This window comes from Yersinia thracica (assembly GCF_902170565.1).
GTDB lineage: Bacteria > Pseudomonadota > Gammaproteobacteria > Enterobacterales > Enterobacteriaceae > Yersinia > Yersinia thracica.
The window spans coordinates 1-21,578 of record NZ_CABHXX010000136.1 but is presented as its reverse complement, the minus strand read 5'-3'; the positions used below and the strand labels follow the sequence as shown (position 1 = coordinate 21,578).

Genomic DNA, 21,578 nt, shown 5'->3' with positions numbered 1-21,578 from the left:
TTGATTACAGGAATGGGCTGAAAAAGTAGAATAATCTTTCAGTTACGCGATGCCAAAGCGGGCGCTTATTCCACTGTTCGCCGTCCAATAATACTGAGCGAGCAATATAATCATCTTGAACTTGGGCTAAATCTGCACCAAAACCATCATCGTCAATGACCAGTGTGATTTCAAAATTCAGCCATAAGCTGCGCATATCCAGGTTCACGGTTCCCACTAAACTTAACTGACCATCGACCAGGACACTCTTACTGTGCAGTAAGCCGCCCTCAAATTGATAAATCTTAACCCCGGCTTCAAGTAATTCTGAGAAGAAAGCGCGGCTGGCCCAGCGAACCATCATTGAGTCGTTATCGCGCGGAACGATAATGCAGACATCGACACCGCGCTGTGCCGCAGTACAGATGGCGTGCAGCAAATCATCACTGGGCACCAGATAAGGTGTGGTCATGACCAACTGTTTACGAGCCGCATACACGGCGGTCAACAATGCCTGATGGATCATTTCCTCAGGGAAGCCAGGGCCAGAAGCAATAACCTGAATAGTATGGCCGCTCTCTTCTTCGAACGGCATAATATGGTTATCGGGCGGCGGCGGCAGAATACGTTTACCGGTCTCAATCTCCCAGTCGCAGGCATAGACGATACCAATGGTTGTCGCCACTGGGCCTTCCATTCGCGCCATCATATCAATCCACTGGCCGACACCCGCATCTTGCTTGAAGAAACGTGGGTCAACCATATTCATGCTGCCAGTGTAAGCAACATAGTTATCAATCAATACGACTTTACGGTGTTGGCGCAAATCCATTCGGCGCAAAAATACCCGGAAGACATTCACTTTGAGAGCTTCGACCACCTCAATGCCAGCATTGCGCATCATGGCCGGATAGGGGGTGCGGAAGAATTGCTGGCTACCGGCTGAATCCAGCATCAGTCGGCAATGGACACCGCGCCGCGCCGCCGCCATCAGAGATTCCGCAACTTGATCAACTAAGCCGCCCGGCTGCCAGATATAAAAAACCATTTCTATATTATGGCGAGCTAATTCAATATCGCGCACCAATGCTTTTAATGTGTCATCGGTGGTGGTTAATAACTGTAATTGATTGCCTTTAACGCCGCTGATGCCCTGGCGACGTTCGCATAATTGGAACAATGGGGTCGCCACTTCGCTATTGGAGCTGGCAAAAATATGTTGGCAATCTTTCAGTTCACTGAGCCAGCGGGCGGTGGACGGCCACATGGCTTTTGCTCGCTCAGCGCGCCGCTTACCCAGATGAAGCTCACCAAATGAGAGGTACGCGATTATGCCCACCAAAGGCAGAATATAAATAACAAGCAACCATGCCATGGCCGAAGGAACAGCTCTGCGTTTCATGAGAATACGCAATGTAACCCCGGCAATAAGCAACCAATAGCCAAAAACTGAGAGCCAACTGATTACGGTATAAAATGTTGTCATAAGGGCGGAAATCCTGTTCACAAACGGTCACTAAAGAGTGTACGCACAGTATGGCGAAGGCGAAACCTTTAATCGGATATATTAATGGATAAAGTCTTTTAAGCTAAAGGACTTGCAAGAACGAATAGAGATATAGAGTCAGCGACTTTTGTTTTATCACACTAATTTTGCTCTACCACACTAAAGATTAGATGATTTAGCGCTAAACATGCGTTTTTTCCTCGGTGTGACTTGGCTCAAGAGATGAAAAGTTTATAATGGCCCGGTTCTCAGCTTGGAAAGAGTGGCTCATGAGGCGGAGTAAAAATGAGGTAGGCCGTTGGCGGATGTTGCGACAACATCAGCGCAGAAGAAATCGCTGGCTTGAAGGTCAATCACGGCGCTATCGCCATATCTATAGTGTTCGGCAGCTTCACGAGCATCAACATCGTAGAGCGCTATTGTTCACTGTGGCTTATGAATGGTAATTCGCTGTGGTGGTAATAAAAACAGTCTCTTTATGAGGCTGTTTTTGTTTAGTCCACAGTGTGCGAACCCATTGAATATTTATTTTACGCCGAATGGTGTTTGATACAATACAGTTTCTAACTCGGATCTATCCCCTGTTTTTGCTAAAATAGTGATATTGATTGGATATTTTTGAGAGGCATTTTCCACTTTAAATTTCACTTTTTTGCGCAGAAAAACAGCTCCTATCCTAAATTATCAAAATACGATTATTCTGATGTTCATATTAATAATAAAAGGCGCAAAATAGTCTTTTCTCAGTTTATTTCACATCAGAATGTGTTCGCGCTACCCTATATATTCGGTCGCTTCGCTCTAATTTTTCAGTTTCAGGGGTGTTACTGTCGGGTTGTTCGAGGCGACCATTCCCTAACGAAATAAATGATTATGAGATAATAAACATGATAATCATCATGCCTATCTTATATTTTATTATTTATCAATAGTTTATTTTGTATTTGATTTTATCGCGCCCATTTTAATCATCGTTTTAATTGATCGATAATAAAAAATTGATCAATTTTATCAATTGATCAATACTGCTGTACTCATCAAATAAAAGGATTTTACTGTGGATAGCAGACTCAACATTGTTGTTGATTGCACTTTTATCTGTGAACCAGTTTACAAACGTGACGGTAAGTTGCTTGCAGTAGAGTTATTGAGTCGCTTTACCACAACCTCTTTTAAATCGCCCATTTATACTGAGCGCTTTTTACATCAACTTAATGCTCAGATGAAAGCAAAATTATTGCGCACTCAATTATGTGAAGTGAAAAATCAACAGCAGTGGTTTACTGAACATCAAATAATACTCTCAATAAATATAGATTTTGATATGGCAAATGCGGTGTTGAATGATGAAGAGGTCATATTGTTGTTGAGTTCAATGCCTTTTATCCGATTGGAAATAATGGAATGTTTTCCTAACCTCAGTGATGGCGCTGAGAATACATTATTGAGTAAGCTGGCTAAACGATATTCTCTCTGGTTGGACGATTTTGGTAGCGGTGATGCTCATATTGCAGCATCAGCCAGTGGCTTCTTTGAATGTGTAAAAATTGATAAGCACTTTTATTGGCAATGTGGAGGGAGCGCTACCTTTGATAACCTGATCGTGAGTTTGCGCAGCCATTGCCAGCATGTGATTATCGAGGGTGTCGAAACTCACCAGCAGTTTAGCCAACTCGCCGATATGGGCGTTGATGCCATGCAAGGTTACTTATTCAGTGCTTGTCCATTAGATGCGGTGAGCCATCTGCCTCTGCAATATGATCATTTTAATATTAGAGAATTCAGTTAGCGGGCTATAAGGCGCGGGAGATGAAAGTCAAAATTTATCGATAGGACATCAACTTAGGTAAACTTTTGCTGTGAATATCACAGTTATATCATGCGGTTCGGCGGATGATGTCATCCCTAGTTCAGCAAAGGCTACAGTTAATGTCTCAATATAAATTAGCGAAAACAGTATTCTTCGGGGATTTGAAAACCAGCACGGCGCTGTATAAATATGAGATTTATTGTGAAGAGTCTGAGCTGATATATCACGCTGCAATTTATTCTGAACAAGTCATTGCTGCCGGCAAACATACTTATTCTGTCTGGGTAAGAAAAGACCATATGATCCTAAAATCACCGGCGCATATGTTGGATAAAGCGGTGGAAGCCTGTGAAGATCATTGGCTGAAACACTACAAAGTGTAGTCGGGTGTAATCAAGCTAATACGCCTGGAGTCAGGCGTATGATTTCCATCTAAGTCATCATCAGAGTCAATCAAACAACTCTGACAGAAAACTTTTCTTTTTATAGTGCTTGGGCTTTGAATATCCGTGATGGTCGCGATCACGATCACTATTTCTCGGTTCAGCATAAGAGGCCGCAGGCGCACTCTCAGTTGATTTTTCAATGATTTTATCAAGCTCCCCGCGATCAAGCCAAACACCACGGCAGTTCGGGCAATAATCAATCTCAATGCTTTTACGTTCAGACATAACCAGTTGGGTATCTTTGCATACTGGACACTGCATAGTATTCATCTCCGCATTTAACAAAATGGCTTATCGTCTCGACATAACAATCGATACAGAATTAGACATTAATTCTCGGTAATTATAAGTAAAGTTGATTAAAGACATGTAATAACCCGGCAGTGACCGGGAAATGTGAACCAAAATCTGGCTAGGAATGGTGAGGAATATCTTCTGTCAAATGGCTGCCGCCATTAGGGGCGCGGCACCTGAATAATCATTGATTCAAAATACGCGTTTATAAGGTTTTACAATGACCGAGTGATATACCCCAGCGGCAACATAAGGGTCTTGTTCAGCCCAAGCCTCGGCCTCGTGCTGCGATTCAAACTCAGCTATCACGGTAGAACCGCTGAACCCAGCAGCACCGGGATCAGCACTGTCGATGGCGGGATTAGGGCCTGCCGTCAATAAACGGCCTTGATCTTGTAATGCCTGTAAGCGCGTCAAATGTGCAGGGCGCACAGACAAGCGCTTCTCAAGTGAATCAGGGACATCGGTCGCAAGGATTATGTACAGCATGTTTCACCTTTTAAATGTATATACTTCAATATGATGATTTGTGTTCAGTGCTCCATAACACCATGTTCTCTCCATAAATTCAATAATCTGCATAAAGGGCGGCATCTAAAATTCTTAGGTGAATACACCGGTAATTTATAATGAAATAAAATGATAACTAAGCGTAAATGGAAAGTGTTATTGGGTAGATATTGCCGTTTAAAGCATCATTTAAAGCTGTTCAGTAAGATTGTTTGCTCATGCTTATTGAATATGATTGCTATTTGCATTTAAACTTAGCGGCATTAGAGGACACTGAATTATTATGCAGCTAAATAAAATTTTCCTGGGTCGACGGGTGACGTGGCCACTTGTATTTTCAGTCGGGCTACATGGCAGCGTCATTGCAGCGCTGCTATATGTATCTGTAGAGCAAATGAATATACAGCCAGAGATAGAAGACGCGCCGCTGGCTGTCACCATGGTGAATATAGATACCTTCGCGGCACCCCAGCCAGCGGCGGCGGAGCCACAGGCCGAGCCGGAACCTGAAGCTGTTGAAGAAGCACCGCCAGAGCCAGTAGTGCTGCCAGAACCGGTGCCAGTCCCGCTTCCTGAACCGGTGAAGCCCAAACCGAAACCAAAACCGGTGAAAAAAGAAGTCAAAAAGCCAGAAGTGAAGAAGCCGGATGTTAAAAAGACGGTTGCACCACCGGATGACAAACCGTTTAAATCGGATGAGCCAGCATTGGTTTCTACCAATGCACCGGTAAAATCTGCACCTAAGGCGACGACGCCAGGGGTATCAACATCGACCGGGCCAAGAGCGCTCAGCAAAGCGAAGCCGAATTATCCCGCTCGAGCACTGGCTTTGGGCATTGAAGGGCAGGTTAAAGTACAATATGACATTGACGAAGATGGTCGAGTCACCAATGTGCAGATATTGGAAGCAACGCCGCGCAATACCTTTGAGCGCGAAGTGAAGCAGGTGATGCGCAAATGGCGTTTTGATGGTACGGACAAAAATCGCGTCACCACTATCGTGTTCAAAATTGGTGGCACGACGGAAATGAACTAAGCCCGTGATATGGCTGTTCGGCGGTGTCTATGCTGCATTAATGTCACGCTGCAATAAAAAGGGCCGCTTTATAGCGACCCTTTTTGCATGCTATCGGATAGCTTTACGGCTATTGCGTCGCGCCAACTTCAAAATTTCGGCTGCCTTCAGGCAAGGCGCGGGCTTTACCTGCATCATCAACGGCCACATAGGTGAAGACCGCTTCAGTGGCTTTGTAGCGCTGCCCAATAGGCTCAGAAGAGACCTTTTTCACCCAGACTTCAATATTAATGGTAATAGAGCTGCGGCCGGACTTAATGCAGCGGGCATAACAACAAACTACGTCACCCACGGCAACCGGTTTGAGAAAAGTCATGCCATCAACCCGCACCGTGACGACTCGGCCTTGGGCTATCTCTTTCGCTTGAATAGCACCGCCAATGTCCATTTGCGACATCAACCAGCCACCGAAAATATCCCCGTTGGCATTAGTATCGGCGGGCATGGCAAGGGTGCGAAGCACCAGCTCACCGTTAGGTAATAACCGCTCACCGCGAGGTGATGTTTGTTCTTGGGTCATCTCTGCCTACTATTTTAAATTATGACTTTTTCTGTTCTTCCGGCATATGTTTGTAGATATAAACGCCGCTGATGAGTGTGAATACCAGCGTCAGGGCCGTTAAGCCGAAGACTTTGAAATTGACCCAAATATCTTGTGGTAACCAGAACGCGACATAGATATTCAGTAGCCCACACACCAGGAAGAACACTGCCCAAGACAGGTTCAGCGTCGACCAGACGCTATCTGGCAAGGTTAATTCTTTGCCAAGCATTCGCTGAATCAGGGGTTTTTTCATAAACCACTGGCTGATGAGCAATGCACCGGCGAACAAAACATACAGCACGGTCACTTTCCACTTAATGAATAAGTCACTGTGGAATGCCAGCGTCAAGGTACCAAATACCAGCACCATAATGGCGGTGACCAGTGTCATTTTTTCGACCTTGCGGTATTTAACCCAAGTAAAGGCTAGCGCTAACAATGTGGCGACAATCAGTGCCCCTGAGGCGACAAAAATGTCATACATTTTGTAGAAAACGAAAAACACGACCAATGGGAGAAAATCTAAAAGTTGCTTCATGAATCAATCCATCATTTATACACCGCCTGACTATACCGGATTCAGTGAGGTGAGGGTACCTGCGACAAAACACTATTATCCTCAATTATCTGCTGGAATGCGCGTTCTGCCAGCGGAATTTGCAGAAACTTACGATAAACACGTAACAGATATTTTCTGTATATTGCCAGTCAGTCACTAACCCAGCATTATAAGAAACAGATATTGGGTTAAAGTTTGTGGAGTAAATATGCAGAGAAAATCACTCCGGTATTGGATGCCGGGTTTGACCCAATTAATGGCTTATGAACGCGACTGGCTCAAGCCAGATATGAGAGCCGGGTTGTCGGTGGCGGCAGTGGCATTACCCATCGCAATCGCCTATGCGGAATTGACCGGTGTTAGTGCCGCCGTCGGCTTGTATTCTTGTATTTTGCCGATGATTGCCTATGCATTCTTTGGTTCATCACGGCAATTGATTGTCGGGCCGGACGCAGCAACCTGCGCGGTAATAGCGGCGGTGGTTGCCCCATTAGCGGCGGGGAATAGCGAGGTTCATTGGCAGCTTACCATCATGATGACTCTGATGATGGGGACATGGTGCTTGGTGGCCAGCCGCTTCAAGTTGGGGGCGTTGGCGGATTTATTATCGCGGCCGATACTGACCGGCTTGCTCAATGGGGTGGCGGTCACCATTATTGTTGACCAATTGGGCAAAGTTTTTGGTTTTATGACCCGCCCGCCTCAATTGATTGAGCGAGTTTTGGCACTGCCGCATAATTTGGTTAACAGCCATTTACCCACGGTCGCGATTTCACTACTGACTTTTGTGGTGCTGTATGGCGTCAAGTGGTTACGGCCAAATTGGCCCGCGCCTTTGTTGGCGATTGTCATGGCGACCTTTGTCTCCTGGGCTGCCAATATGCAGCAATTTGGTGTTGGGGTGGTGGGGGGATTTGACGGCGGTTTGCCCATGGTGCATTGGCCAGATTTTCAGCCAGGCCTGTTACGTGACATGGTGATCCCGGCACTCAACCTGGCGGTAGTCAGCTTTGTCAGTATGATGCTCACCGCCCGCAGTTTTGCGGCGAAGAATGGTTATGAAGTCGATGCGGATGTCGAGCTGCGCGCACTCGGTGTTACCAATATTGTTTCTGCTTTGTCTCAGGGTTTTGCCATCAGTGGGGCCAGCACCCGTACTGCGGTAAATGATGCCAATAATGGCAAAAGCCAGTTGGTGTCCATTATTGCCGCATTGGTTATCGCCATGGTGTTGCTGTTTTTAACCCGTCCCCTGCAATATATCCCGATAGCGGCGTTGGGCGTGGTGCTGATTTATGCCGCCTGGTCTTTGCTCGGATTTAGGAGTTTATGGCAATTACGGAAACGTAATACGCAAGCTTTCTATTTGGCGATTTTTACTTTTGTCAGCGTGGTATTGGTCGGCGTTATTAGTGGCATTGGTTTGGCGGTATTGTTGGGGTTATTACAATTCTTGCGCACCGTTTTTCGCCCGACAGAGCAGTTATTGGGGGTGAATGCCGATGGCATGATCCATTCAATGCGCAGTGGCAATGGCATCAAACCTGTACCCGGCGTGATGATTTACCGGTTTAACTCGCCACTGACGTATTTCAACGTCGCCTATTTTAAACGGCGCATTCTGAATTTGGTCGACAGCACGCCACATCCGGCCAATTGGGTGGTGATTGATGCGGTTGCCAGCTTTACCTATGCGGATATCAGTGTGTTGGCGGCGATTGATGAGCTTAAACGCGACTTAAAACAGCGCAATATTAAGCTGATATTGGCAGGGCGGCGCACCGAACTGACGCGCTGGTTCCGGATTAATCGGCTGAAAAGTCATGATGATGACCTGATTTTGGTGCCCGATCTCTATTTAGCCCTCAAGCTGATTCAGAGTAAACAGCGGGTGGCAGAGAGACAAGAGCCGGAAGCTGAGCCGGAAATCAGTACAACAGTAAATGTGCTGAATCCTGAATAATAAAAAAGGGCCGTAATGGCCCTTTTGTCATGTTATCTGACTGATATTTATACAGTAATGTCGGTCGGGCGCAATAACATATATAAGCGGAACAGATACACCAGCAACAATGCAGAAACCAGATTACTCAGTGAAGCTAAAACGACACTGGCAATTGGCGTCGGCAACACCGTCAGGTGATTGACCAAATACAGTAAAATCAGTTTGGCCGCTATCCACAGCATCATTGCCGGAACAATCAACCGCACATTGGCAAATGCCAATTTAGTGCTGGCTTTCATGGCGGCAAAAACACCTATTTTTTCTGTCGTGACGATAGCCGGTGACAGGGAAAGTGCGACAGCAATGACAATACCCGGCACGATAAACAGGGTTATTCCCAACTGAATCAACAAGGTGCCGATGAACATTAGCAGCAGTAGGCGGGGTAAAATAGGCAGGGAAATGCCAATTGCCTGCAATGCGCTAACACGACGGCCTTGAGAAACCATAGAAATCAGCGTCAGCATGCCACCGACTAATAATACGTTACCCACTAGTGCAGAGAAAGTTGCCGCGGCTGACACTTTGAGCAGCACAATCTGTTGCTCCGGTGTGAGCTGCGCCACTAATTCTGTAATGCTGAGATTGCCTGATGACGCGAAATCACTTTCTGTAGAACTTAAACTACTCAATTGTTCAGTATCAGGGATAAATGCCTGATTTAACATGACGGTAATGAACGCAGTCAGCAGCGCCAGCAACAGAATAGCGGGTAGCTGATTGCGTAGAAAGTTAAAACTGTCACGGTATAAAGTGTTAGCCGTGATAGGCATGAAAGCTCCTTGGGATGAAAAAATAGCGCTTAGCCGATGATTATACCTTGTTATGGCGCGCTGTGGGATCCCGTCATTGGCCAACGGCGGATTTCTTCTACTCTAATTATCTGGATGTTATCAACAGGTAAGGGTGGCAAGCCGTAGTGGGCACGGGCGCGGTCACAATATGGATTGTGAACCCCGGCTTCCCCCGACGGTTCAAATTCATGACAGGGAGGTGGGCGCTGACCATAGATTGAACAGGAAACAGACTGACCAACCTCTCCCTGAAGGGCGGTGCAGCGCGGGGATTGGCAGTTAGTGCCGGACATACAGCTAATAAAGGGGGTAATTTGTTCAGTCATAGAGGGGGGGACTGTACCACCGCCATCCTGGCTTTCAGCCCAATAAAATGACACTCGAAAATAGGCACAGCAGGCCCCACAACTGACACACGGATTTATTTCAGCGCTCATCTTTAATCTACCGCTCCTTACAAAGTAAACAGCCAACCGATCACGATTTCACACATCTGACATCCAAGCATAGCAGCATGACCCCTGTTGTCTGTTTCAGCAATGGCTGTGAGCACAATCTGATGTAAACAGCCATTTATGATCCAGATCAATTTCAATATTATTAAGGCATTAAATAACCATGCTTAAATTAGGTTTTATTCAAATTGTTACGAAAGATGTGATCTCGATTGGATCATGAATACTTATTTGTAGGTATATTCTGCTCGCGAATATACCTACAAATGGAATGGATAATGAAAAAAGTCACTTTGGCATTGTTAGCCGTAGCAACTCTGGCATCGACTGCGGTAAGTGCGCACCAAGCAGGCGATTATATTTTCCGGGCAGGGACGGCAACTGTCAGACCCAATACCGGGTCTGATGATGTGTTAGGTTATGGTTCTTTCAAAGCGGATAACAATACCCAGTTGGGTCTGACCTTCAGCTATCTGGTTACTGATAACATCGGGATCGAACTATTGGCCGCGACGCCGTTTCGTCATAAGGTTGGCCTAGGGCCGACCGGCGATATTGCAGAAGTTAAGCAATTGCCACCGACATTAATGGCGCAATATTATTTCCGTGATAAACAAGACAAACTGCGCCCGTACCTGGGGATAGGTCTGAACTACACCACTTTCTTTGATGAAAAATTCAACAATACCGGCACTTCTGCTGGGCTGACGGATTTAAGTGTCAAAGACTCTTGGGGTGTAGCCGGTCAGGCCGGTTTGGATTACATGGTCAGCGAAAACTGGATGGTGAATATGTCAGTCTGGTGGATGAATATCGAAACTGACGTGAAATTCAAAGCAGCAGGTCAAGAGCAAAGTATTCATACCCGTCTTGATCCATGGGTGTTTATGTTTGGTGCTGGCTATCGTTTCTAATTATCCTTCGTCCTTGGCGTTACAGCGGTGTTAGCTGCGCTCACTTACCCGAATCACTGACTCCCGAATCACTGACTGTCGTTGACCTTAAAATAAATAGGCTCATCGGGATGCGTTTGCTGGCTGCCTTGCTGTAACACCAATGACTTTGGCTAATATTTTTCGTTTTTAGCATCAAGTAGGCGGGGAAATGTACCGAATGGGTCGTAGCGACCAAAGTTGCCGGAGCGCCCATCGGTGCAGTCGCCCCGCCAGTCACCAGACTATAATAGGTGCTTACCTACACATAATTACCTGATAAGCATCTGATCGCTAACAGATTTCACCCCAGGTACACCACGGGTAATCTGTACCGCGCGGTTAGCATCCTGACGCGAGCTAACAAAACCACTCAGTTGAACCCGCCCTTTGAACGTCTCAACACTGATTTCAGTCGATTTTAGATTCTTCTCACCCAGCAGCGCAGATTTCACTTTCGTGGTAACCACGGTATCATCCAGATAACCACCAGTTCCTTCCGATTTTGCTGTAGGCGCACAAGCGGATATTGCCATCGCCATAACCACTGCAATACATAAAGCTGCCAAGGTCTTAAAAATCTTCATAAATGACTCTCCATGTTTAGCTCAAAGAACTATTAACTCATATTTCACTCAGGCGTGCTGACATTCACCGCATCTTAAAAGTAAAAAATGCTGAGTGTGTCACACATTATTAGTATTGGTGATGAATAGCTTTTATACAAATTCATGCTGAATAGACCGCGAGAAAGGTATTGAAAATAAGGAAGATAGCGCCTGGGAAAGATGGGGCATCAGGCGCTCTTGGAAAACTAATTGCGGGTAGCGGCTTTCATTTTAGTCACAAAACTCGCCAATTGCGCGAGCATCTCTGTGGGCTGTGAGACATTGTTTTCAATAATTTTTACAATGGCAGAACCCGAAATGGCCCCAGCCGCCCCTGCCGCCAGACTGATTTTGACCTGTTCCGGTTCTGAAATCCCAAAACCTTGCAGGGCTGGCGCGGCATTGTATTCACGCAGTTTATCTATTAAATGATTTAAGGGCTGGTGACCATGATTCTCCGCACCGGTCACACCGGCACGAGAAAGCAGATAGGTATAGCCACGGCCATGAGAGGCAATCTCTCGCAATAAATCATCATCGGCATTAGGCGGGCAGATAAAGATCGGCGCAATTCCATGGCGCAAGGCCGCAGTGCGGAACGGTAATGACTCTTCAAACGGCACGTCAGCAATCAGCACTGAGTCGACACCCACATCAGCGCAGCGCTGATAGAAAGTATCAATTCCATTATGGAAGACCAGATTTGCATACATTAGCAGCCCAATAGGAATGGTAGGGTGCTTTTTGCGAATTTCTGCCAGCATTTCAAAACAAATACTCGGGGTAACACCGGCGGCGAAAGCACGTAGCGCCGCATTTTGAATCGTCGGGCCATCCGCCAATGGGTCAGAGAAGGGAATACCCAGCTCCAATGCATCGGCACCGGCGGCAATTAAGGTGTCGATAATCTCTAAAGAAAGCGCCGGTGTTGGGTCACCGAGTTGGACGAAAGGCACAAACGCGCCCTCTTTTTTGGCGGCCAATTGTTGGAAAAGCTGCTGATAACGCTCCATTAAATTTCTCCCCGTGCTTTCAGGATATCGTGAACGGTGAAAATATCTTTATCACCACGCCCGGACAGATTCACCACCAATATCTGTTCTTTTTCCGGTGATGCTTTAATCATTTTCAACGCATGTGCCAGTGCATGGGAAGATTCCAAAGCCGGGATAATCCCTTCTTTACACGACAGCGCTTTAAATGCTTCCAGAGCTTCATCGTCGGTCACGGAAACATAGTCCGCGCGCCCAATGCTGTTCAAATATGCATGTTGCGGCCCCACTGACGGGAAGTCTAAACCAGCAGAAATTGAGTAAGATTCTTCAATTTGACCATCACTGGTTTGCATCATCGGCGATTTCATACCGAAGTAGATACCCACTTTACCGTGTTTGAGGGGCGCGCCATGTTGGCCGGTTTCGATACCCAGCCCCGCCGGTTCGACACCAATCAGCCCAACGCCCGGTTCATCGATAAAATCAGCAAACATCCCAATGGCGTTAGAACCGCCACCGATGCATGCCAGCACTGCATCGGGCAGGCGGCCTTCTCTGTCCAGCATTTGCGCTTTAGTTTCTTCGCCAATCATCCGTTGGAATTCACGCACAATAGTCGGGTAAGGGTGCGGGCCTGCGGCGGTTCCCAGCATATAGTGGGCGGTTTCGTAGCTACCAGACCAGTCACGCAGGGCTTCATTACAAGCATCTTTCAATGTCGAGGAGCCACTGTGCACCGGGATAACTTCCGCGCCCATCAAGCGCATGCGGAATACGTTGGGTGACTGGCGCTCAATATCTTTAGCGCCCATATAAATGCGGCATTTTAAGCCGAGCAGGGCGCAGGCTAATGCGGATGCCACACCATGCTGACCGGCACCGGTTTCAGCAATGATTTCTGTCTTACCCATGCGTTTTGCTAATAAAGCTTGGCCTAACACCTGATTTGTTTTGTGCGCACCGCCGTGCAACAGGTCTTCGCGCTTCAGATATAGCTTGGTTTTTGTCCCAGCGGTCAAATTCTGACAGAGGGTCAGGGCAGTGGGACGCCCGGCATAGTTCTTTAACAAATCCTGAAATTCCGCCTGAAACTCAGGGTCTAACTGAGCGCTGACAAAAGCTTCTTCCAGTTGTTTCAATGCTGGCATCAGAATCTGTGGCACATACATGCCCCCGAACTCGCCAAAATAGGGATTCAATGTGGTCATTTTTCTGTCCTTTATATACCCGTCATCTTTCAAACTGCAGGTGTGTTGGCTGCACTCAATAACCCGAATCACTTACTTTTGTAAGTTCATCGGGATTATCTTGCTTGCCGCCTTCCTGCATCTTGAAATCTATTGGGTATAGGGTTAACTCAAATGTGTTTAGAAATTAGTAAGTGCGTAATCGCAATGTTTGGAACACCGCGGCAATCTTTTTGGGGTCTTTCACTCCAGGGGCGCTTTCGACACCGGAGTTGAGATCCAGACCGGCACAGCCCAATTGGGCCGCAGCACCGCAGTTATCCGGCCCCAATCCACCCGCCAGCAGGATGTTATCCAATGGCTGACCGGCTAATAATGACCAGTCAAAGCGTTGGCCGGTGCCACCCTGGCCATTATCCAAAACATAGCGCTCGACATGCTGTAAGTTGCGTGCTGGCACAGTGCCACTGACACTCAATGCCTGCCAAATCTGGCAACTGGCGGGCAATATTTCGCGCAGTTGGTTGATATAGGCTTGATCTTCATGCCCATGTAATTGCACGGCGGTTAGTGACAGGCGCTCGGCAGTTTGTTGTATGGTTTCGACTTTGGCATCACGGAACACCCCGACATATTTTAGCGGCGCACCACTAATCACGGTGCGGGCGTGCGCAATATCCACATAACGTGGCGAATTGCCGACAAAAATCAACCCGCCATACACAGCACCAGCCTGATAAGCTGCGGTGGCATCTTGGGCGCGGGTCAGCCCGCAGACTTTATTCTCGCCCAGCAATACGCGGCGTACTGCGGCATTTAGATTGGGTTCAGACATCAACGCGCTGCCAATCAGGAAACCATTGGCAAAGTGGCTGAGTTCGCGCACTTGCTGGTAGTTATTGATGCCGGATTCGCTGATGACTGTCACGCCCTCGGGCAAGCGGGGGGCCAGTTCGCGGGTGCGATCAAGGCTGATAGACAAGTCGCGTAAGTCACGGTTATTGATACCGACGACTTTCGCCTCTAATGCAATGGCTCTCTCCAGCTCCTCGGCATTGCTGGCCTCCGTCAACACGCCCATGTTCAGGCTATGAGCCACAGCAGCCAGTTGGCGGTAAGTTTCATCATCAAGGACAGATAACATCAGCAAAATAGCATCAGCCTGATAAAAACGGGCGAGCTGGATTTGGTAAGCATCAATAATAAAATCTTTGCACAATACCGGTTGAGTCACCACGGCACTGACTTGCGGCAAGAAATCAAAACTGCCCTGGAAGTATTTTTCATCGGTCAATACCGAGATAGCCGAGGCGTAATTTTTGTAAACTGCGGCAATCTCAGCCGGATTAAAATTATCGCGAATGACACCCTTGGATGGCGATGCTTTTTTGCATTCCAGAATAAACACCGTTTTGTCGCCCTGTAGCGCGTGATAAAAATTGCGCTGGCTCGGGGTAATGTCATTTTGGAAGCTGGCCAGAGGCTGTTGCAATTTCCGCGCGGCAACCCAGATTTCCTTATCGCCCACTATTTTGTGGAGTACAGTTTTGTTAAGCCCAGTATCCTGCATGATTTATCCTCTTGCTGCCAAAGCGGTAACCCGGTCAAAAGGCTGGCCGCTGTGAATCATTTCCAATGCCTGCTGTGCGTTGTGGCGCAAGTTTTCTTGCCCGTGCAACTTTAGCAATAACGCCACGTTAGCCGCGACGGCTGCCGCGTGGGCAGGTGTCCCCTTACCTTGTAACAACCGTGCTAAAATGTCACGATTTTCTTCCGGTGCGCCGCCTTGCAGTGAGCCAAGTTCATAACGATTTAACCCAAAATCTTCGGGCGCTAATTCGTAGCTTTCAATATGGCCGTTATTCAGCTCGGCGACCTGTGTCGGCGCATGAATCGCCACTTCATCCATTCCACCGCCATGCACCACGGCAGCGCGTTGATACCCCAAGACTTTAAGGGTTTGAGCAATCGGCAAAACCAATTCCGGGCTATACACACCAATCAGCGCCAACGGCGGGCGGGCGGGGTTAATCAATGGCCCCAGCACATTAAATAGGGTGCGGGTTTTTAACTGTTGGCGCACTGGCATCGCGTGGCGAAAACCGGTGTGATACTGTGGCGCAAACAGGAAGCAAACCCCTAACTCATCCAAGGCCAAACGCGATTGTTCAGCGCTCATGTCGAGGCGAATACCAAAGGCGGCCAGCAAGTCTGACGAGCCGGAGCGGCTGGAGACACTGCGGTTGCCGTGCTTGGCCACTTTCACCCCGCAACTGGCGGCAACAAAGGCGCTCGCGGTGGAAATATTAATGCTGTTGGTGCCGTCGCCGCCGGTGCCAACAATGTCAGCAAACAGGTAATCTGGGCGTGGGAAAGGTTGCGCGTCGGCTAATAAAGCTTGTGCGGCACCGGCAATCTCGGCTGGCGTTTCACCGCGCACTTTCATGCTGATTAATGCCGCCGCTAATTGGCTGGCTTCCAGTTCACCGCGCACAATCGCGGCAAACAGGCGTTGGCTTTCGGCCTGAGTCATCGACTCGGCGCGGAACAGTTTTTCCAATAACAATTCTTTCGATAATGTTTGCATCTTATATCCCTACGCCAGTGTCCAGGCCAGTGTCTGCTCTAACAAGCGGGCACCCTGGGGGGTTAAAATCGATTCCGGGTGGAATTGGTAGCCACAAACCCGATGGGCATCATGACGAACCGCCATCACCATCTCGCCAAAACGGGCGTTAACGGTTAATTCTGCTGGGATATTGCTGCCGACTAATGAATGGTAGCGGGCGACCGGCAGTGGATTTGGCATTCCTGCAAACATGCCGTGCCCGTCATGTTCAATGGCTGAAGCTTTGCCATGCAATATTTCACCGGCCTGACCCACATGGCCACCATAGGCTTCGACAATGGCTTGATGGCCGAGGCAGATCCCGATAATCGGCAACTGGCCGCGCAAACGCTGTAATAACTCCGGCATACAGCCCGCTGCCGCAGGGGTGCCGGGGCCGGGTGACAGCATCAGCACCGGTTGCTCAAGCTGTTGCAAGCGCTCAATAATGGTGTCGGCAGCAATGTGGTTACGGTAAATCACCACGCGATGGCCGCTCGAGCGCAACTGGTCAACCAGGTTGTAAGTAAAGGAATCGATATTATCGAGCAGCAAGATATCGGCCATGAGATTATTTTCCATTAGAACAGCTCCCTGGCGTGGTGTGCCGTGGCAATTGCGCGCAAAACCGCGCGGGCTTTATTGCGGGTTTCATCGGCTTCCGCCTGTGGGATTGAGTCGAGCACCACACCCGCACCCGCTTGTACAGTAGCAACTCCGTCTTCAACATAAGCTGAGCGAATCACAATGCAGGTATCCAGATCGCCATGGGCGGTAAGATAGCCCACGGCACCGCCGTAACTGCCCCGACGCGTTCCCTCACTGCCAGCGATTAGTTGCATCGCCCGAACTTTGGGCGCGCCACTTAATGTCCCCATGTTCATGCAGGCTTGATACGCATGCAGCACATCTAAATCGTGGCGCAATGTGCCCACCACGCGAGAAACCAGATGCATAACAAAGGAATAGCGGTCAACTTTGGTTAAATCTGCCACGTAACGGCTGCCCGGTTCACAGATGCGCGCCAGGTCATTGCGGGCCAAATCCACCAGCATCAAGTGCTCCGCGAGTTCTTTATGGTCGGTGCGCATTTCCAGCTCAATGCGGCTGTCTAAATCGCGGTCCAGTTCACCATTAGCGCGGCGGCCACGAGGGCGAGTACCGGCAATCGGATAAATTTCAATCTGGCGATTGGTCGCGTCGTATTTCAGTGCGCTCTCTGGTGAGGCGCCGAACAAAGAAAATTCATTATCCTGCATGAAAAACATATACGGGCTTGGATTACTGTCTTTCAGTGTTTGGTACGCCGCCAGTGGTGATGGGCACGGCAGTGAGAAGCGGCGGGAAGGCACCACTTGGAAAATCTCACCTTCGCGAATGGCTTGCTGTAATTCGCTGACTACTGCACCGTATTCTTCATCCGATTGGTTACACTGTAACGCCATTTCTGGCGCTGATTTGGCAGGAATTGGCTGTGGCGTTTGTTGCAATTGGTGAGCAAGTTGTTCTAAACGAGCTGTTAAGCGCTGATGCTCACTGTTATCCGGGGTGAACAAGCTGGCTTGTAAACCTGTGGAGTGGTGTTGGTGATCCAGCACTAATAATGTTTCGGCTAAATAGAAGCAGAAATCCGGGCAGCGCTGATCCTGGCGCAACTGTGGCAAGTTTTCAAAACCGGCGACCAAATCGTAGGCAAACAAACCACCAATAAACATGGCTTCCCGCTCTGCCACTGGAGCATCCACCAGTTTCAGCAGCAGGCGCAAAGCATCAAAAACGGATAATGCCTGTAAGCGAGAGTCTTCATCCTGCACATCATTAATGACGGGAAACGTGAGTTCGCGGCCATTTGGGCGCACTTGAATCTCAACTTGCGCGGGTAATGCTGAGTCCAACAGCGGTAATAAAGATGCGCCATTGCGTGTCAGCGCTTCTATTGTCACTTTCTGCCCCAGTGCGGTGATACGCAGCGCACTGTCGACAATCAGCAGACTTTTCAGGTTCTGTTTGCTGGTCACTTCCGCAGATTCAAGCAGAAGTGTTGCTGGCCGTGCGCCGCAGAGCTGATGAAACAGTGCGGTTGGGTCATCACGGTAACACCCCGTGGTGGTCAATAACTGTAAAGTAGGGCGCGAGGTTTGCATGGTTTGTCGTTCCTAAATATTGTTTGTCGTTCCTGAAAAAAGTGATTACGCCGAAATCTATGCTCTAAATAATTCGAGTTGCAGGAAGGCGGCAATCGAGTGAGTCCCGATGAGTTGACTCGAGTCAATGATTCGGGTGAATGAGAGCAGCCAACGCACATGTAGCTTGAAGTATGACGGGTATATCCATAAAAAAGCCCGCTATTAGCGGGCTGAAGCAATCTGCATTGTCTGGTGACTGATATGCGCGATTACACCGCCCGGGAGAGGGAGATGTGCCACCAACGCAGTAAGGAAATCAGGGAAATTTTCATTATCAGTCACTCGCTATAATTGCTTTGCTGTTGTTATCGATTTGATAGTGTTATCAGAATAGACCTGAACAGCATTTTGGTCTCTCGTGAACTTGTGTACTAGTTAACTGGTTCGCGAGATGAATGTCAACCCCTGATGATTGTTTTTTAACAAACTCTTTTTGTCAGGGCGCTGGGCCTCATGGGCTTGAAGTATGACGAGCACAAATAAGATTGATTAACGTTAATGTCACATTAGCGAGTATAATTGAAGGCCACGCTTTTTCCGGACTCATGTTTTGGCTAATGAATCAGTTTTGACTAATAAACCCGTTTTATCTGATAACTCCACATCACCTGACACGGCTGATTTAACTGATGCTGTCACATCAACGGCCTTCACACTCTATGATTTGCACAGCCACACCACGGCATCGGACGGTTCGTTAAGCCCCGCGGCGTTGGTTATCCGGGCGGCGCAAATGCGTGTAGGGGGGTTGGCGATAACCGATCACGATACCACCGCAGGGTTAGCAGAAGCCGCCGCGACTATCGAGCAACAGCAATTACCCCTCCGGCTGATTCCCGGCGTCGAGATTTCCACATTATGGGAAAACCACGAGATCCATATTGTGGGGTTGGGCATGGATATTCAGCATGCCAGTCTTTGTCAGTTGTTAAGCGAACAATCAGAGCGCCGCTATATTCGAGCGCAAGAAATAAGTGCCCGGCTGGCAAAAGCGCGGATCCCCGGTGCCTGGGAAGGGGCAAATCGCTTAGCAGAGGGCGGCCAGGTGACGCGAGGCCATTTTGCCCGCTATCTGGTGGAGTTAGGCCTGGCCAGCAATGTCGGTCAGGTTTTTAAAAAGTATTTGGCCAAAGGCAAGACCGGCTATGTTCCCGCGCAATGGTGTACAATAGAACAAGCTATTGATGCTATTAAGCAATCTGGTGGGCAAGCCGTACTGGCGCATCCTGGGCGCTATGATTTAACAGCAAAATGGCTGAAACGGTTATTAGCGCATTTTGCTGAGCATGGCGGTGATGCCATGGAAGTTGCCCAGTGCCAGCAAGCCCCCTTTGAGCGGGCGCAACTGGCCCAGTATGCGCGTGACTATAATTTACTTGCATCCCAGGGGTCTGATTTCCATCAACCTTGTTCCTGGATTGAGTTGGGCCGCAAATTGTGGCTGCCCGCTGGGGTAGAACCGGTATGGCGTGATTGGCAGATAGAGCGCTAATCCACTTGCACGTTGAATGATAAGGCAGAATCATGAGTCAATTTTTTTATATTCACCCGGAAAACCCGCAGCCGCGGTTAATCAACCAAAGTGTTGATGTTTTGCGCAAGGGTGGGGTGGTGGTTTATCCGACAGATTCGGGCTATGCCCTGGGCTGCCGCTTAGAAGATAAGGCGGCAATGGAGCGTATTTGTCGTATTCGCCAGTTGGATGGAAACCATAACTTCACACTGGTATGCCGTGACTTGTCCGAGTTATCAACTTACGCCTATGTTGATAACTCCGCATTTCGGTTAATCAAAAATAATACTCCCGGCAATTACACCTTCATACTGAAAGCGACAAAAGAAGTGCCGCGGCGTTTGATGAATGACAAGCGCAAAACTATCGGCTTGCGTGTGCCGTCTAATCCTATTGCGCTGGCACTGCTGGATGTATTGGGTGAGCCGCTGATGTCGACCACATTGATGTTACCGGGCAATGATTTTGCTGAGTCTGACCCAGAAGAAATCAAAGAAAATTTGGGCAAGCAAGTGGATTTAATTATTCACGGCGGCTCTCTAGGCCAACAACCGACTACGGTTATTGACCTAACGGATTCTTCCCCAGAAGTTATCCGCGAAGGTGCCGGTGACGCCACTCCGTTCCGCTAAGCGGCAGCGAGTTGATAGCTCTTGTAGCTGATAACTCCTGTGGTTGATAACTATTGTGAATGTCATACGCGTGTTGGATACGGCAATCAGCTTGCTTTGAACCGCGAGTATCCAACGCGCTTGCTCGATATCCCTCCAATCCCGACAAATGCTCCCACTCCTGACGGGCTTCTTCAGTATCCGGCCTTTTTCTTAAAAAAATGAATCGCCATACTAATGCACTTAACTTGCTTAATGAGTCACGGCTTATGCGACCCTTTTATTCACTCATCCATTCAAACTGTACCGCTAATATGAATAAAATTCATTTTAATCTTGATTTAATTTAATATATTCAACCTGTTTTTTTATATTAAATATCGTTTAATTTCAATTGGTTGTGTTTTGTTTCTGACGGTGTTTTTTTGTCTTTTTACTGTTTAATATTAATTATCCTTCAATATTGATGAGTTACTTTTTTTGCAACTAATTTGTCATTGATAATTAACTTTATATTTTTGTGATTATTTAATTGATTTTTTTGAATGGTTATTTTTAAGACGGATCCAATGCAAATTTAATTGTAAATATATTTACATTACTATTATTTTAATTTGACGATCTTTTATTCTAAGGTTTAAATCATTTAACAGAATAGTAATCTGCCGGTGGGTGGTATAGTGGTTTTTTATAGGTTTATGTATCGAATTTATCACCTTTATGATCATAAATACCAAAAAACTTGCTTTTTCTTTATGGCTGAACGAATCTTATTAAGACTGAAGGCTCCTAATAAAAATCTGAGGTTAAATATAAATTCTCACTAAAAGTTCATTGAAATGTGTTTGGTTTAAATAGCGGTTTTTTTATTTTATCTTACTGATAAATACTGACGGTAGATTACTGTATTAAAATAAAAACAAGGTTGTTTTGCATGTAATTCTTACACTTTTATAAGAT

At 47.6% G+C, this 21,578-nt stretch carries 20 protein-coding genes, 1 pseudogene and 1 other annotated feature; of the genes and pseudogenes, 8 read left to right on the top strand and 13 right to left on the bottom strand.

Features of this window, described 5'->3' with window-relative positions; genetic code table 11:
* Positions 1-4: 4 nt before the first annotated feature.
* Entirely contained in the window at positions 5-1,465 is a 1,461-nt protein-coding gene (cls, locus tag FTA91_RS19460; protein ID WP_050113558.1) for a cardiolipin synthase, read from the bottom strand.
* A 290-nt stretch (positions 1,466-1,755) separates the two neighbouring features.
* Between cls and FTA91_RS19455 the strand changes: the two genes are divergently transcribed.
* From FTA91_RS19455 to FTA91_RS19445, 3 genes are all read left to right on the top strand, one after another.
* The gene (locus FTA91_RS19455) at positions 1,756-1,932 is read left to right on the top strand and encodes a YciY family protein (protein ID WP_071777623.1); all 177 of its coding nucleotides are present in this window, start codon (positions 1,756-1,758) and stop codon (positions 1,930-1,932) included.
* Positions 1,933-2,543: 611 nt separating this feature from the next.
* Complete coding sequence (locus FTA91_RS19450; RefSeq protein ID WP_145534971.1) at positions 2,544-3,275, top strand: EAL domain-containing protein; 732 nt, start codon at positions 2,544-2,546, stop codon at positions 3,273-3,275.
* Between the two features lie 140 nt (positions 3,276-3,415).
* On the top strand, positions 3,416-3,679 hold the full coding sequence (locus FTA91_RS19445; RefSeq protein ID WP_050113560.1) for a hypothetical protein: 264 nt from the start codon (positions 3,416-3,418) through the stop codon (positions 3,677-3,679).
* 66 nt (positions 3,680-3,745) lie between these two features.
* Here the strand turns inward: FTA91_RS19445 and FTA91_RS19440 are convergent, their stop codons facing one another.
* Together FTA91_RS19440 and FTA91_RS19435 are read right to left on the bottom strand one after the other, a co-directional pair.
* Positions 3,746-4,003, bottom strand: coding sequence for a TFIIB-type zinc ribbon-containing protein (locus FTA91_RS19440; RefSeq protein ID WP_038633183.1), 258 nt, complete (start codon positions 4,001-4,003; stop codon positions 3,746-3,748).
* Between the two features lie 225 nt (positions 4,004-4,228).
* Positions 4,229-4,525: a YciI family protein gene (locus tag FTA91_RS19435; RefSeq protein WP_050113561.1), complete on the bottom strand. Its 297-nt coding sequence runs from the start codon at positions 4,523-4,525 to the stop codon at positions 4,229-4,231.
* Positions 4,526-4,829: 304 nt separating this feature from the next.
* Between FTA91_RS19435 and tonB the strand changes: the two genes are divergently transcribed.
* On the top strand, positions 4,830-5,582 hold the full coding sequence (tonB, locus tag FTA91_RS19430) for a TonB system transport protein TonB (RefSeq protein WP_145534975.1): 753 nt from the start codon (positions 4,830-4,832) through the stop codon (positions 5,580-5,582).
* A 109-nt stretch (positions 5,583-5,691) separates the two neighbouring features.
* On the opposite strand, the gene yciA is transcribed toward tonB, so the two are convergent.
* Both yciA and FTA91_RS19420 read right to left on the bottom strand, forming a co-directional pair.
* A complete protein-coding gene (yciA, locus tag FTA91_RS19425) occupies positions 5,692-6,141 on the bottom strand; it encodes an acyl-CoA thioester hydrolase YciA (protein WP_050113563.1) in 450 nt (149 codons plus the stop codon).
* Positions 6,142-6,160: 19 nt separating this feature from the next.
* Positions 6,161-6,703 (bottom strand): septation protein A, encoded by a 543-nt coding sequence (locus FTA91_RS19420; protein ID WP_050113564.1) that lies wholly within the window; start codon positions 6,701-6,703, stop codon positions 6,161-6,163.
* A gap of 229 nt (positions 6,704-6,932) precedes the next feature.
* On the opposite strand from FTA91_RS19420, the gene FTA91_RS19415 reads away from it, so the two are divergent.
* Complete coding sequence (locus FTA91_RS19415; protein ID WP_050113565.1) at positions 6,933-8,687, top strand: SulP family inorganic anion transporter; 1,755 nt, start codon at positions 6,933-6,935, stop codon at positions 8,685-8,687.
* Between the two features lie 47 nt (positions 8,688-8,734).
* Here the strand turns inward: FTA91_RS19415 and FTA91_RS19410 are convergent, their stop codons facing one another.
* Positions 8,735-9,502, bottom strand: a complete 768-nt coding sequence (locus tag FTA91_RS19410) for a YciC family protein (RefSeq protein WP_050113566.1) — start codon at positions 9,500-9,502, stop codon at positions 8,735-8,737.
* 50 nt (positions 9,503-9,552) lie between these two features.
* On the bottom strand, positions 9,553-9,960 hold the full coding sequence (locus tag FTA91_RS19405) for a YkgJ family cysteine cluster protein (RefSeq protein ID WP_174634830.1): 408 nt from the start codon (positions 9,958-9,960) through the stop codon (positions 9,553-9,555).
* 296 nt (positions 9,961-10,256) lie between these two features.
* Between FTA91_RS19405 and ompW the strand changes: the two genes are divergently transcribed.
* Entirely contained in the window at positions 10,257-10,892 is a 636-nt protein-coding gene (gene ompW, locus FTA91_RS19400) for an outer membrane protein OmpW (protein WP_072082533.1), read from the top strand.
* A gap of 290 nt (positions 10,893-11,182) precedes the next feature.
* On the opposite strand, the gene FTA91_RS19390 is transcribed toward ompW, so the two are convergent.
* The 6 genes and pseudogenes from FTA91_RS19390 to FTA91_RS19360 all read right to left on the bottom strand — a co-directional run bounded on the left by FTA91_RS19390 (position 11,183) and on the right by FTA91_RS19360 (position 18,452).
* Complete coding sequence (locus FTA91_RS19390; RefSeq protein ID WP_004390880.1) at positions 11,183-11,497, bottom strand: BON domain-containing protein; 315 nt, start codon at positions 11,495-11,497, stop codon at positions 11,183-11,185.
* Positions 11,498-11,724: 227 nt separating this feature from the next.
* Positions 11,725-12,531, bottom strand: coding sequence for a tryptophan synthase subunit alpha (gene trpA, locus FTA91_RS19385; RefSeq protein ID WP_050113569.1), 807 nt, complete (start codon positions 12,529-12,531; stop codon positions 11,725-11,727).
* Positions 12,531-13,721 carry a tryptophan synthase subunit beta gene (gene trpB, locus FTA91_RS19380; RefSeq protein ID WP_050113570.1) on the bottom strand — a complete coding sequence of 397 codons (1,191 nt, stop codon included), beginning with the start codon at positions 13,719-13,721 and terminating at the stop codon, positions 12,531-12,533. Before trpB ends, trpA begins: the two co-directional genes overlap by 1 nt.
* Before the next feature lie 166 nt (positions 13,722-13,887).
* On the bottom strand, positions 13,888-15,270 hold the full coding sequence (trpCF, locus tag FTA91_RS19375; protein WP_050113571.1) for a bifunctional indole-3-glycerol-phosphate synthase TrpC/phosphoribosylanthranilate isomerase TrpF: 1,383 nt from the start codon (positions 15,268-15,270) through the stop codon (positions 13,888-13,890).
* Between the two features lie 3 nt (positions 15,271-15,273).
* Positions 15,274-16,875, bottom strand: a pseudogene (trpD, locus tag FTA91_RS20645) (bifunctional anthranilate synthase glutamate amidotransferase component TrpG/anthranilate phosphoribosyltransferase TrpD).
* A gap of 14 nt (positions 16,876-16,889) precedes the next feature.
* Complete coding sequence (locus tag FTA91_RS19360; protein ID WP_145583777.1) at positions 16,890-18,452, bottom strand: anthranilate synthase component 1; 1,563 nt, start codon at positions 18,450-18,452, stop codon at positions 16,890-16,892.
* A 188-nt stretch (positions 18,453-18,640) separates the two neighbouring features.
* Positions 18,641-18,742, bottom strand: a sequence feature (Trp leader region).
* A gap of 302 nt (positions 18,743-19,044) precedes the next feature.
* On the opposite strand from FTA91_RS19360, the gene rnm reads away from it, so the two are divergent.
* Together rnm and FTA91_RS19345 are read left to right on the top strand one after the other, a co-directional pair.
* The gene (gene rnm / locus FTA91_RS19350; protein ID WP_413081223.1) at positions 19,045-19,986 is read left to right on the top strand and encodes an RNase RNM; all 942 of its coding nucleotides are present in this window, start codon (positions 19,045-19,047) and stop codon (positions 19,984-19,986) included.
* Between the two features lie 32 nt (positions 19,987-20,018).
* Positions 20,019-20,639 carry an L-threonylcarbamoyladenylate synthase gene (locus FTA91_RS19345; RefSeq protein ID WP_004390873.1) on the top strand — a complete coding sequence of 207 codons (621 nt, stop codon included), beginning with the start codon at positions 20,019-20,021 and terminating at the stop codon, positions 20,637-20,639.
* The last annotated feature ends 939 nt before the right edge of the window (positions 20,640-21,578 follow it).